Source organism: Owenweeksia hongkongensis DSM 17368, from assembly GCF_000236705.1.
GTDB classification, from domain to species: Bacteria; Bacteroidota; Bacteroidia; order Flavobacteriales; family Schleiferiaceae; genus Owenweeksia; species Owenweeksia hongkongensis.
This window is the reverse complement of sequence record NC_016599.1, coordinates 1,801,622-1,815,274: the sequence shown is the minus strand read 5'-3', so window position 1 is coordinate 1,815,274 and position 13,653 is coordinate 1,801,622. Positions and strand designations below refer to the sequence as shown.

General features: G+C 41.6%; 11 protein-coding genes. 8 read left to right on the top strand and 3 right to left on the bottom strand.

The window, feature by feature from the left end:
- Positions 1–7: 7 nt before the first annotated feature.
- Positions 8–1,309 carry a 3-deoxy-D-manno-octulosonic acid transferase gene (locus OWEHO_RS08235; protein ID WP_014202017.1) on the bottom strand — a complete coding sequence of 434 codons (1,302 nt, stop codon included), beginning with the start codon at positions 1,307–1,309 and terminating at the stop codon, positions 8–10.
- Positions 1,249–2,007 carry a hypothetical protein gene (locus OWEHO_RS08230; protein ID WP_014202016.1) on the bottom strand — a complete coding sequence of 253 codons (759 nt, stop codon included), beginning with the start codon at positions 2,005–2,007 and terminating at the stop codon, positions 1,249–1,251. The genes OWEHO_RS08235 and OWEHO_RS08230 overlap by 61 nt, the downstream gene beginning before the upstream one ends.
- A gap of 165 nt (positions 2,008–2,172) precedes the next feature.
- On the opposite strand from OWEHO_RS08230, the gene OWEHO_RS08225 reads away from it, so the two are divergent.
- From OWEHO_RS08225 to OWEHO_RS08190, 8 genes are all read left to right on the top strand, one after another.
- Positions 2,173–3,300: a DegT/DnrJ/EryC1/StrS family aminotransferase gene (locus tag OWEHO_RS08225; protein WP_041628077.1), complete on the top strand. Its 1,128-nt coding sequence runs from the start codon at positions 2,173–2,175 to the stop codon at positions 3,298–3,300.
- A gap of 57 nt (positions 3,301–3,357) precedes the next feature.
- Complete coding sequence (locus tag OWEHO_RS08220) at positions 3,358–4,677, top strand: UDP-glucose dehydrogenase family protein (RefSeq protein WP_014202014.1); 1,320 nt, start codon at positions 3,358–3,360, stop codon at positions 4,675–4,677.
- A gap of 1 nt (position 4,678) precedes the next feature.
- Positions 4,679–5,686 carry a UDP-glucuronic acid decarboxylase family protein gene (locus OWEHO_RS08215; protein WP_014202013.1) on the top strand — a complete coding sequence of 336 codons (1,008 nt, stop codon included), beginning with the start codon at positions 4,679–4,681 and terminating at the stop codon, positions 5,684–5,686.
- On the top strand, positions 5,679–6,719 hold the full coding sequence (gene galE, locus OWEHO_RS08210; protein WP_014202012.1) for a UDP-glucose 4-epimerase GalE: 1,041 nt from the start codon (positions 5,679–5,681) through the stop codon (positions 6,717–6,719). Before OWEHO_RS08215 ends, galE begins: the two co-directional genes overlap by 8 nt.
- Before the next feature lie 64 nt (positions 6,720–6,783).
- On the top strand, positions 6,784–7,842 hold the full coding sequence (rfbB, locus tag OWEHO_RS08205; protein WP_014202011.1) for a dTDP-glucose 4,6-dehydratase: 1,059 nt from the start codon (positions 6,784–6,786) through the stop codon (positions 7,840–7,842).
- A 93-nt stretch (positions 7,843–7,935) separates the two neighbouring features.
- Positions 7,936–9,168: a diaminopimelate decarboxylase gene (lysA, locus tag OWEHO_RS08200; protein ID WP_014202010.1), complete on the top strand. Its 1,233-nt coding sequence runs from the start codon at positions 7,936–7,938 to the stop codon at positions 9,166–9,168.
- 52 nt (positions 9,169–9,220) lie between these two features.
- A complete protein-coding gene (locus OWEHO_RS08195; RefSeq protein ID WP_014202009.1) occupies positions 9,221–9,673 on the top strand; it encodes a GNAT family N-acetyltransferase in 453 nt (150 codons plus the stop codon).
- 144 nt (positions 9,674–9,817) lie between these two features.
- On the top strand, positions 9,818–10,432 hold the full coding sequence (locus tag OWEHO_RS08190) for a hypothetical protein (protein WP_014202008.1): 615 nt from the start codon (positions 9,818–9,820) through the stop codon (positions 10,430–10,432).
- 97 nt (positions 10,433–10,529) lie between these two features.
- Here OWEHO_RS08190 and OWEHO_RS08185 read toward each other — a convergent pair whose 3' ends face one another.
- Positions 10,530–13,619, bottom strand: coding sequence for a WD40/YVTN/BNR-like repeat-containing protein (locus OWEHO_RS08185; RefSeq protein WP_014202007.1), 3,090 nt, complete (start codon positions 13,617–13,619; stop codon positions 10,530–10,532).
- Positions 13,620–13,653: the final 34 nt, after the last annotated feature.

The window sequence follows — 13,653 nt, the reverse complement described above, 5'->3', positions numbered from 1 at the left end:
AGGCTTTTTATTTTGGAAGCAAAGTATTAAAGCTTAGCATTACCTTATCCACACTGCCAGAATTTTGCTCTACAAATGTTCGCGCTTGCTGCTGTAAGATTTTAAGATGAGTCTTATCCTTTAGCATTGGGTTTAGTACTTTTTGTAAATCGTTGGCACCTTTTATCTCTGTGGCAAAACCTTCCTTTAGCATAAGCTGCGGCTCGATAAAAGTTTGGTGATTGGGCCCAAAAAACAGAGGTAGGCCATAAGCTGCCGCTTCCAGCGAGTTGTGAATTCCCTTGCCAAAGGCTCCGCCAATGTAGGCCATGTCGCCATAGCGGTATAGGCGGCTCAGTAGGCCAATGTTATCAATTATACAAACACGGCTTTCTGTGGTTTGGTGCCCTGCTTGGCTGTAGCGAAACGCTCCGTAGGGTTTAAATAAATCCGATACACGTTTTATATTTTCCTCTTTTATATTGTGAGGAGCAATTATCATTTTGAGATCAGGGTTTGCCTTCAAGACTTCTGCCAGTATTTCTTCCCCTTTTTGCCAGGTGCTTCCTCCAATAAGGGTTGTGGCGTTTTGGGTAAAGTCGTGCAAAATTTTATCCTCAAAAGGTGTAGCGGCATTTTGCAATACCCGGTCAAATCGGCTATCTCCGCATATATTAGATTTTACACCATGTTCAGCCAGTAGTTTTTGTGAATTTTCATCCTGCACCAATATTTGATCAGCTCCTTTTAGCAAAGGAATAAAGTGTTTTTTGTGAGGATTCTTAAAGTAAAAAAAATCAGGAAGGAAAACAGCCGGAGCGATAATTAATGGTATTCCACGGTGCTTGACTTCTCTAAAGAAATTGGGCCATATCTCATACTTCACAAAAAAGGCCAGTCCTGGTTTTACAATGTCCAAAAATTTACGTGCGTTAGACTTTGTGTCTAAGGGTAGGTAAAAAACAAAGTCCGCCAAGTCCTTTCTCTTAAAGTGATCCATCCCGGAAGGGGAAAAAAAAGTTAGCAATATTTTGTGCTGATTATATTCTTTGCGTACAGCTTCCAGTATGGGCACAGCTTGCTCAGCTTCACCTAAGGAAGCGGCATGAAACCAAATGATTTTAGTTTCGCCATCAAGGGCTTTTTCCAATCGAGGGAATAGGTTTTTCCGGCCTTCATATCCGGCTTTCAGCTTGTCATTAAATTTTCCTACCAAGCCAAGTGATGCGCCAAAGAGGTGCATAGCCCAATTGTAGAAATTCAGGTACATCAATCGTAGTAATAGTGATTGCCACCAGTGGATTGGGTTCCATATATCGGAAGTATCCATTGCGCTTTGAATCCATAAATGAAATCATTCATGGTGCCGGTTACCGGCTTACCTGTGCTGTAGCTAAACTTGCGATAGTTGGTAGTGAAAGCTTCCATTATTTCAAATGAAATTTTAAAGTTCACCCTTCTGTTACGGCTCAGGTATACGTAGCCGATGGATTGCTTTAGCATAAAGCCGCCACTCATTTCATCATAGCCTTTGTCATACTCACCCATTACCTGTGGGATGTCTTTTCCCGGGGTGTTAAAGTTTATATAATGCCACAAACCGCCAGCTCCAAATAATAGATTTATACCGGAGTTAGGGTTTACACTCAAAAAGTTGAAAGTTTTGGAAACATCTAAAGAGCCAAGCCATCCGCGTTGGTTTACATCAATGTCGCCATAGTTTCCTGTTTCATTAAGTATGTTGCCTTTTTTCGTAAGCATTGTATTCAGCAGCGGTCCTACATTTTTCACATTATTACCAAAAGTAAACTGTGCATCCACACTTACTATCCAATTATTAGCGGTTTTGTAACCTACACCTAGCCCCACACCCATAAAGTCGCCAAAGCGATTTTCCATGTCGCCACCGGAAAATAAGTAGGAGTAGGACGGTTGAATTAGCCAAGCCGAAGCTGCTTTTTGGCTGCGCTGTCCATATACTATGGAGGCCGTTGCCAAAAGTGTAAAAAGTATAATGAATCTTTTCATATTGAAATCTGTTCGGCAAATTTAGGTTTTCATTGCGGGAATAGCGCAACGGGGTCTTTAATATCAATATTGTGTAGGACACCGATAATAAAAATGAGTTTAAAGTATAATAAGCCTGAGTTTTTTGTGTCGATGTATATATTTGCTCAATACAAAAATCACCCAATGAAAAAAATTCAGATGGTTGACCTTGTCAGCCAATATGAAAAGATACAGGAGGATGTTGATCAGTCAGTGCTTGAGGTTATTCGTTCTTCGGCCTACATCAATGGTCCTGAGGTAAAGAATTTCCAGAAAGAACTTGAAGAATATCTGAAAGTAAAACATGTAATACCATGTGCTAACGGTACTGATGCTTTACAAATGGCGATGATGGCGCTAGGGTTAAAGCCCGGTGATGAGGTGATTACGGCTACTTTTACATTTGTGGCTACAGCCGAAGTGATTGCTCTTTTAGGATTGACTCCAGTATTGGTGGATGTTGATCCAGATACATTTATGCTAGATCCGCAAGAGGTGGAAAAAGCAATTACTCCAAAAACTAAAGCGATAGTTCCTGTACACCTTTTTGGGCAATGTGCCGATATGGAGGCGATCATGAAAATCGCCAAGGAGCATAACTTGTTTGTGATAGAAGATACAGCTCAGGCCATTGGTGCAGATTACACATTTGCTGATGGAACCACCGCTAAGGCTGGAACCATGGGTGATATAGGGACTACATCATTTTTCCCAAGTAAAAATTTAGGATGCTTTGGAGATGGAGGAGCCATTTTTACTCAAAATGATGAGTATGCAGAGAAGCTTCGTGTGATTGCCAATCATGGAATGACAGTTCGTTATTATCACGATGAAATTGGCGTGAACTCTAGATTAGATAGTATTCAGGCGGCAATACTAAGAAAGAAACTTCCTCACTTGGATACGTATAACGCTTCACGCAAAAGAGCTGCTGATTTTTACAGTGATGCATTTGCTGCAAGCGATAAAATAAAAACACCAGCGAAGGTAAAAGGTAGTACACATGTTTTTCATCAGTACACTCTTAAGTTAGAAGATGTGGACAGGGCTGAACTTATCGAACACCTTAACAGGAAGGGAATTCCTGCAATGATTTACTATCCGGTGCCCTTGCATATGCAAAAGGCGTATCAGGATGATAGGTATACTGAAGGGCAGTTTCCAGTGGCAGAGATGCTTGCAAGTCAAGTGATTTCGTTACCTATGCATTCCGAATTGGATGATGAGCAATTAACGTTTATCACTGAGTCATTTTTAGAATTTGTCAATTAAACAATGAAACATAAGCCCAAACCTCTTTGGGAATCACACTCTTAATAATCTAAAAGCATGAAAATAGTAGTAGTAGGCACAGGCTATGTAGGCTTGGTAACGGGCACATGTTTGGCCGAAGTAGGTATCGATGTAGTTTGCGTAGACGTAGATACCAAGAAAATCGAAAACCTAAAGCAAGGCATTTTGCCTATATACGAACCAGGGCTGGATAAATTGGTACACCGCAATTATGACAAAGGCCGATTGAAGTTTAGTACTAACTTGACCGAAAGCATCAAAGGAGCCGATGTAGCCTTTATCGCTGTAGGAACGCCTCCCGGAGAAGATGGTAGTGCCGACCTTCAGTATGTGCTTACCGTGGCTCGCCAAATTGGCGAAAACATGAATGATTATGGCGTAATCATCACCAAAAGCACCGTGCCAGTAGGCACAGCGGCCAAGGTGAAAAATGCCATTCAAAACGCTTTGGATGCCCGTGGAGTAAACATTGAATACGATGTAGCTTCCAATCCAGAATTCTTAAAAGAAGGAGCAGCCGTAAACGACTTTATGAAACCAGACCGCATTGTGGTAGGTATAGAAAGTGAGCGCGCTCGTTTGGTTTTAGAAAAATTATATCATCCGTTTGTACTAAACGGTCACCCGGTTATTTTCATGGATATCGCTTCCGCTGAAATGACAAAATATGCCGCCAATGCTATGCTGGCTACCAAGATTAGCTTTATGAACGACATCGCAAACCTATGCGAAGTGATGGGGGCTGATGTGAACTTGGTACGCAAAGGAATCGGTTCAGATCCACGTATTGGCAACAAATTCATCTACCCGGGTATTGGATACGGAGGTAGCTGTTTCCCAAAAGATGTAAAAGCATTGGTACGTACGGCCCGCGAAAATGGTTACGAAATGCGTATCCTGCAATCGGTAGAAGATGTGAACGAAGACCAGAAGCACGTCCTTTTCAATAAGGTGAAGAAGAAATTTGGCAACCTTTCCGGAAAGAAATTCGCCATGTGGGGACTATCCTTTAAGCCCAACACCGATGATATGCGCGAAGCACCATCATTGGTAATTATTGAAAATCTATTGGCCGAAGGAGCAACCGTTTGCGCATACGATCCGGTAGCCAAAGAAGAAGCCAAGCACATGATTGGGGACAAAATAGAATACGCAGTAGACGAATATGACGCCCTACGCGATGCAGATGCCCTCTTGGTAGTAACCGAATGGTCAGAGTTTAAAGCTCCAGACTTTAGCGAAGTAAAAGCCCGCCTAAAGAACAACCTAATCTTTGATGGTAGAAACATCTTTGACAGAGCAGAAATGGAGCGTCAGGGAATTGAATACCACAGCATCGGAATTAAATCACTTTAAGATGAAAAGAATATTAATTACCGGAGCTGCCGGATTTTTAGGTTCACATCTCTGTGATCGTTTTATAAAAGAAGGATACCACGTAATTGGGATGGACAATCTCATTACCGGTGACCTTAAAAATATTGAGCACCTTTTTGCACTTGAAAACTTTGAGTTTTGTCATCATGACGTTTCTAAGTTTATCCACGTTCCTGGTGAGTTGGATTATATCCTGCACTTTGCCTCACCAGCCAGCCCTATTGATTACCTAAAGATTCCTATTCAAACTTTGAAGGTAGGTTCTTTGGGAACGCACAATTGCCTTGGTTTAGCTATGGCTAAAGGAGCGCGTATTTTGGTGGCTTCTACCTCTGAGGTGTACGGTGACCCTGAAGTTCATCCTCAAACAGAAGAATATTGGGGACATGTAAACCCTGTTGGTCCACGCGGTGTGTATGATGAAGCCAAGCGTTTTCAGGAAGCTATGACTATGGCTTACCATACGTATCATGGTTTAGAAACCCGCATCATCCGTATTTTTAACACTTACGGGCCACGTATGCGTCTAAATGATGGTCGTGTATTGCCAGCCTTCATTGGCCAGGCTTTGCGCGGTGAAGATCTTACTGTATTTGGTGATGGTTCGCAAACGCGTTCTTTCTGCTATGTTGATGATTTGGTAGAAGGTATTTACCGTTTGCTTTTGAGTGATTATGCTCAGCCGGTAAACATTGGTAACCCTGATGAAATCACAATTGGCGATTTTGCGGAGGAGATTATCAAATTGACAGGAACCACCCAAAAAGTGATTTACCAAGATCTTCCTAAAGATGATCCTACTCAGCGCCAGCCAAACATTACTAAGGCCCGCGAAATTCTTGGATGGGAGCCAAAAGTAAATCGTGCTGAAGGTTTAAAAATCACTTATGATTATTTTAAGAACCTTCCTGAAGATGAGCTTTACAAAAAAGAGCATAAAGATTTTGAAGGCTATATCCGCAAAGCAAAAGTAGAAGCAAATGGCTAAAATTCTTGTAACCGGTGGTTTGGGATTTATCGGTTCACATACTGTGGTGGAGCTGCAGCAGGCAGGTCACGAAGCGGTGATTATTGATGATTTGAGCAACACAACAAGTGATGTGTTGGAAAGGATCGTAAGTATCACTAATCAAAAGCCGGAGTTTGTGGAGCTGGATCTTAAAGACAAAAGCGCTGTCTATTCCTTTTTTGAAAATCATAAAGATATTGACGGTGTAATTCACTTTGCGGCTTACAAGGCTGTGGGTGAGTCTGTGCATAAGCCACTGGAGTATTACGAGAATAATTTTGGATCGTTGGTTCACATCCTACAAGGGATGCGTGATTATGACTTGGATAACTTGATATTCAGCAGCAGCTGTACGGTATATGGCGAAACGGATGATTTGCCCATTACCGAAAACAGCCCTGTGGTAGAAGCGCTTTCTCCTTATGGAAATACAAAACAAGTAGGGGAGGAGATTTTGAAAGATGCCATTCGTGCGCATAATTTCAACGTTGTTTCTCTAAGATATTTTAACCCGATTGGGGCTCACCCAACAGCTAAGATTGGTGAACTTCCTCTTGGTGTTCCGCTTAATTTGGTACCATACGTTACCCAAACGGCTATTGGTTTGCGTGAGCAACTTGCAGTTTTTGGCAATGATTATGAAACCCGCGATGGCACTTGTGTGCGCGACTATATTCATGTGGTGGACGTAGCCAAGGCACACGTGATAGCTGTTGAGCGTTTGGTTAGCAAAAAGAACGCGGATAACTACGAAGTTTTTAATCTAGGAACAGGGACTGGCAGCACAGTTCTTGAAGTAATTCAATCTTTCGAGAAAGTTTCTGGAGAAAAGCTGAACTACAAAATTGTAGATCGCAGACCCGGTGATGTAACTGCAGCTTATGCAGACACGACTAAAGCCAATGAGGTTTTGGGCTGGACTACCGAAAAAACTTTAGATGATGCCATGGCAGATGCCTGGCGATGGGAAAAGAAAATAAGACAGGAAATGGCTGATAAAGTTAAGTCCTGATTTACAATACAACTAAGCCATACTTAATTAGAGAGTTTTACTTTCTTTGCACAAATTTTAAAGCATGTCAGCTAAAAAAATATTAATCACAGGTGGTGCCGGTTTTATCGGTTCACATGTGGTGCGTCTTTTCGTAAATAAATATCCTGAATACAAGATTTATAACCTTGATGCTCTTACCTATGCGGGTAATCTTGAAAATCTTAAGGATATTGAGGATAAAGAGAATTACGAGTTTATAAAAGCTGACATTGTGGATGGTGATGCCATGGACAAGCTGTTTGCTGATTATAAGTTTGACAGTGTAATTCATTTGGCAGCAGAAAGTCATGTCGATCGCTCTATCACTGATCCTCTTAGTTTTGTAAAGACAAACATCATTGGCACTGTAAACTTGCTAAACTCTTTCAGAGATACCTGGAAAGGTAATTTTGAAGGCAAGCTTTTTTACCACATTAGTACAGATGAGGTGTATGGAACATTAGGAGAAACGGGTCTTTTTGAGGAGACTACTTCTTACGATCCAAACTCTCCATACTCTGCTTCTAAAGCAAGTTCTGATCATTTTGTGAGAGCTTATGGTGAAACCTATGGTTTGCCGCACGTGATTACAAACTGTTCCAATAACTATGGTCCAAATCAGTTTCCTGAGAAGTTGATTCCATTGTTTATTCACAACATAAAACACAACAAATCACTGCCTGTATACGGAGATGGTAAATACACCCGTGACTGGCTTTATGTGATTGATCACGCTCGTGCCATTGATCAGGTTTTCCATGATGGAAAAGAAGGTGAGACCTACAATATTGGTGGTTTTAACGAGTGGCAAAATATTGACTTAATCAAGATTTTGATTAAGCAGATGGACGAAAAATTGGGCCGTGAAGTTGGCGAATCTGAAAAGTTGATTACCTATGTAACCGACCGCCCAGGTCACGATAGACGATATGCTATTGATGCCAATAAAATTAAGAACGAGTTGGGCTGGGAGCCATCGGTTACTTTTGAAGAGGGCCTTTCTGAAACTATAGATTGGTACCTTCAAAATGATGAGTGGCTAAACAATGTTACCTCTGGTGACTACAAGAAGTACTATAAACAGATGTATAACGAGCGCTAAAAGCGACCCGCTATCAATATATTATTGAGGGAGGCTTTTAGGTAAAGTCCTCCCTTTTTTTATTTATAAACACGATTAATAATTAGTTTCAAAATGCAAATTACTGAGGGAAATTATCAGATTTCAGGAGTGAATGCTCTTGACCTTTGTAAGGAGTATGGTACTCCGCTTTATGTTTACGATACCGCCAAAATGGAGGCGCAGTATAAACGGTTGACAAAAGCTTTTAAGGGTACCAAACACAAGATGAACTACGCTTGCAAGGCTCTTAGTAATATCAACGTTTTGCGCTTTTTCAAAGATTTGGGAAGTGGGCTCGATACTGTTTCTATTCAGGAAGTGCAGCTTGGGCTAAAAGCTGGGTTTGCACCCGATGACATCATCTTTACACCAAACGGAGTTTCTTTTGAGGAAATCAAAAAGGCGGTAGATTTTGGTGTTCGAATTAATATCGACAATCTGAGTATTCTTGAGCAATTTGGTAGCTACTATGGTGGAACATATCCTGTGTGTATTCGTTTGAACCCACACATTATGGCTGGTGGAAACATTAAGATTTCCGTTGGACATATCGATTCAAAGTTTGGTATTTCCATTCATCAAACCCGCCACTTGGAGCGTTTGGTAAAAAGCCTGGGTATAAAAGTAGAAGGTGTGCACATGCACACAGGTAGCGACATTTTGGATGTTGATGTTTTCCTCCAAGGAGCGGACTTATTGCTGAATGTAGCTCGCGACTTCCCTGATTTGAAATATATTGACTTTGGTAGTGGCTTTAAGGTGGCTTATAAGCCAAATGATATTTCTACCGATGTGGAAGAGCTTGGTAAAAAGATGACTAAGATTTTCAAGGAATTTTGTGCAGAATATGGCCGCGAGCTTGAAATCGAGTTTGAACCAGGTAAGTTTTTGGTAAGTGAGTCAGGCTACTTTTTCTGTAAAGTAAATGTGATAAAACAAACCACTGCCACTGTTTTTGCAGGAGTAGACACCGGAATGAATCACTTGATTCGTCCTATGTTTTATGATTCGTATCACCACATCGAAAACGTGAGTAATCCTGCTGGTAAAAAGCGTGTTTACACGGTAGTGGGCTACATCTGTGAGACCGACACTTTTGCCAGCGATCGTCAGATCAATGAAATTAAGGAAGATGATATTCTTTGCTTCCGCAATGCCGGTGCTTATTGCTTTACCATGGCGAATAACTACAACAGCCGATACAAGCCGGCTGAAGTTTTGATCCACAAAGGCAAAGCACATCTGATCACCAAAAGACAAACTCTGGATGACCTGTTGGCCAATCAGGTAGAGATTAAGTTGTAAGAAATTCTTAACGGGCCTCGGCATTAGCCGGGGCTTTTTAATAAAATACAAGATGATAGATTTCACCATCCGAAAGGGAGAGGAAAAAGATATTCCTGCATTAATGCAGCACATACACGATTTGGCAGAGTTTGAGAAAATGCCAGAAGAAGTAGATGTTACCACAGAAACCTTACTTGCCGATTGGAAAGATCACAAAGCCTATGATTTTTTGGTTGCTGAGTTGGAAGGAGAGGTTGTTGGAGTTTCTCTTTATTACCCACGCTATTCTACTTGGAAAGGACGCTGTTTTTATCTGGAGGATCTGATTGTTCAGCCGCATTTACGCGGCAATGGAATTGGTTTGGCACTTCTCAATGCCACGGCTGATGAAGCTCGAAAAGCTGGAGCTATCCGTCTCGATTGGCAAGTGCTTGATTGGAACGAAGATGCCGTTCGTTTTTACGAGCGTATTGGTGCCCACATCGAAAAGGAATGGTGGAACTGTAAGTGGAGGATAGGTTAGTTATTTGAAGATTCGATAATTCGAAAATTGTGAGGTTTCGACTTCCCTTCGGCAAGCTCAGGACAGGCTTCTCAACCTGATACGTTCGTAGTAAGTTCGTACGGAGTCGAGAACTTAGGGAGTGGTTTTCTTTTATATTTGATTATGACTCGAGTAAAACAGATTGGACTGCTTCTCCTCGCACTTTTTGTAACCTATGGCTTTGCGGCATTTTTTATTCCAAAGTATTTATCCCGCAGTTATATTGAATCATTTAACTCTAAAAGGAAGGAGTTACATCTACTGGAGATTGGTAATGCCTGGAAGCTTGATAGCATAGTTTTAGAAGAGATAGGGAATTATAGTATTGAGGATCGAAAGAATATTTCAGAATTTCAACTGAGTCTAGAAGATGAACGACTTTACTGTCAATACTGGTCTCCAGTCACCTCAGAAGATGTTCATGCAAACTTTGTAGGAAAACGGATTTACTATTGGGAAAGCTTTTGGTTGTGGAAAAACAAGCGTCTTTTTGAACAAGATACTTATGAGAAAAAGGGTTTGGATAATATTTATAAAGAGCTAATAATCGGTTTCAATTTTAAGAATGATAGCAGCTATGCTCATCAATTCAAATTTATAACAGCAGGCTTCAGAGATAGTGTTAATACATACGCGGAGAATAACAATCTGGAAATATGTGGTAATGGATTGGTGGTTCTTGAGGGGAGTGAGTTTATAAGTGTTTCTGATGCTTTGTCTATTTTGAAAGACTGGTAATACAGAATTTCAGAACTGATACAAACAGGAGTAAAAAAGGGCCAAAGCTTTCGCCATGGCCCAATCTAAAATCGTCAATCAAAGATCCAAAATAGATTTATCCTTTAATAAAGCTTTCGAAGCTTTCAATTTCTGGAGAATCCATTTCACTTTTCTCGAGCTGCTTCTGCATTTTCTTTACAGAACCATCCTTTATTTTCTCAAACTTCTTTTGAGCCTCACCATACTCGTCAACCACCACTTTTAGATTGTCATATTCAGCGGGTGTTGGCTTGTCAAAGCGGGTGGCAATTTTGCTATACAAATCCAGCATGTCTTCACGAAGCTCATTTTCGGCACGGCCTACATAATTGTCACCAGTGGTGGTTACCAAGGTTTTCTTTAATCCGTTGAGGTCGTCAATCACCGCCTGAGCAGTTTTAGCAGCAGCGGGGTCGGCTTTCTTAAGCTTTTCGGCTGTGGCAATGGTTTCATCTATTTCATAAACCATGTAGGCCAATTGCTCTGTCATATTGTAAAGCTCCATGGTAAACTCACGATTCATTTTCCGTTCTTCAGGTGTAATCAATGAGGTGGAATCGTTCAAAACGGTAAATTCAGTTTCATAGGTTTCTTTCCCTTTTTTGAGAACAGCCTTATATGTGCCAGCTTCTACGTTTGGAGAGACAAATCCACCGTAGGCAAACGACTTTCCTTTGGCCACTTTGGGTTGACGAGTGGCATAATTCCAAGTTACTATGTTTATTCCCCGCGATTTATTGGGGCCAATTTCAGAAATGAGATTACCATCCATATCCTGAATTTCCATGGTCATCTTCCCAAACGTGTGGCGCTTTTTGAGGTAGTATGAAATTACGGCTTGGCGAGTAGGGTTGGGGCCCACAAACTGCGTTTCTGTACTGGCTCCACCAAATCCGCTCTCCTCCATCATCATTGCTGGTTTGGTGCTAAAGAAGTGAACATCTTTCTCCAGATTCTCTGGAGTGAGCTCACGTAAAATAGCCACGTCATCAATAATGATAACTCCACGGCCATGGGTACCTGCTACAAGGTCAAGCGTATTTTTTTGCATGGTGAGGTAGTGCACCGCTGTTGCGGGAAAATTGTTGGTGAACTTTTTCCAAGAAGTTCCTCCATCTATACTAATGTAAAGGCCAAGCTCTGTTCCTAAAAACAGAAGATTTGGGTTTTTTAAATCCTCTTGAAAAGCTCTGGCAAAACCTTCAATATTTGGGGTGGCCAATGATTTCCACGTTTTTCCATAATCAGAGGTCTTATACACATAAGTATTCATATCATTTTTGGTGTGCCCGTCAAACACAGCGTAAGCCGTGCCTTTATCATGATGGCTTGCTTCAATATGATATACCCAAGTGTTTTTGGGCAATCCTTCAATGTTCCCTACTAGGTTTTTCCACTTTTTCCCGCCATCAGTAGTCAGTTGCACATTGCCATCATCTGTACCAACCCAAAGAATATTTTCATCCAATGGTGACTCGGCAATAGTAAAAATGGTAGTGTGGTTTTCCGCTCCCGAGTTATCTTTTGAAAGACCTCCTGAATTCTCCTGATTCTGCTTTTTTGGGTCATTGGTTGTCAGGTCTGGAGATACTTTCTCCCATGTATCGCCCATATCGTCTGAGCGATGTACAAACTGGCTACCTATGTAAAGTCTGTCAGGTTTGTGAGCACTGGTTGTCATAGGGGCATTCCAGTTAAAGCGGAGTTTAGGGTCACCCTCAGCTTTTAGCGGTTGCACCGTTTTTTGTTGGTTTTTCTTAATGTCATAGCGCCACACGTTTTCAGCTCCCTGCATTTCAGAATAGATAATGTCTTTGGTAGGGTGCTTTAGTACTCGAAAGCCGTCTCCATAACCAATTCGGTTCCAATCACGTGCCTCCACACCACCGGGTGAAGAAGTGGGGCCGTACCACGAGCCATTATCCTGAAGGCCACCATATACATTGTAGGGGGTTTTATCATCCACATCAATATGATAAAATTGAGAAACAGGCATGTTTTCAACCATTTCCATGGTGGTTCCGGCATCCCATGAGCGGTAAAGTCCACCATCTGTTCCAACGTACATTCGGTCCGAATCTTTGATATCATACGTTATGTCATGGATGTCGGCATGCATATTTCCCAGACTTTTAAAGGTCTTTCCTCCATCGCGACTCAATGAGCCAAACAGTCCTCCTTTTACCAAAATATCTGGATTGCGTGGGTCTACTACAATTCGTGAGAAATAGAATGGGCGCACCACAATCCCGAAATCATTGTTGAGGTGTTTCCAACTAGCGCCTCCATCATCGGAGCGGTAAAGTCCTTTTTCTGAATCTTTCTCGGCCTCTATAGCCGTGTATAAAATTTGTGAATTGGATGGTGCCATGGCAAAGGCAATTCGGCCTAATTTACCAGAGGGGAAGCCCTTATGAATCTTCTTCCAGTTTTTACCACCATCGGTAGATTTATAAAGAGCACTTTTTTCACCACCAGAATTAAACGACCAACCGGTTCTCCTAAATTCCCACATAGATGCATAAAGAATGTTCGGATTAGTAAGGTCCATCACCAAATCACTTACACCAGTTCCCGGGCCTATATAGAAAATTTTATTCCAGGTTTTACCACCATCTGTAGTTTTATATACGCCTCGGTTTTCGCTATCGCCCCATAGAGCACCAAGCACACCAATGTATATTTCATCACTATTGTTGGGGTTTATTTCAATGCTGCTAATGCGTTCACTTTTTTCAAAACCCGGAACTTCATCCCAGTTATTTCCGCCATCGGTAGTTTTGTAAAGCCCGTAACCTATAGAGGTGCTATTTCGTGTCCATATTTCGCCAGTTCCTACCCATACCGTTTGTGGATTATTTGGGTCTACCGCAATATTTCCAATAGATTGTGGATAGTCATCAAAAACGGAGTAAACGGTGGCTCCACCATCACTGCTTTTCCATACACCACCACCAGCGGTGCCTACATAAAGTACGCGTGCATCAGTTGGATGAGGTTCAAGGTCAGTCACCCTGCCGCTCATAAGTGCAGGTCCAATTTGTCTGGCTTTGATGTCTCCAAAAAGTTCTTTGCCGGAAAGGTTTGCGACCGGATTAGAATCTTGTCCTACAGCAGTTGTATATAGGCACAAGGATAAACCCGCAAAAAAAATACGTTTAAACATAATGCTTAAGATTTGGTGTTGAATGATAGAATTG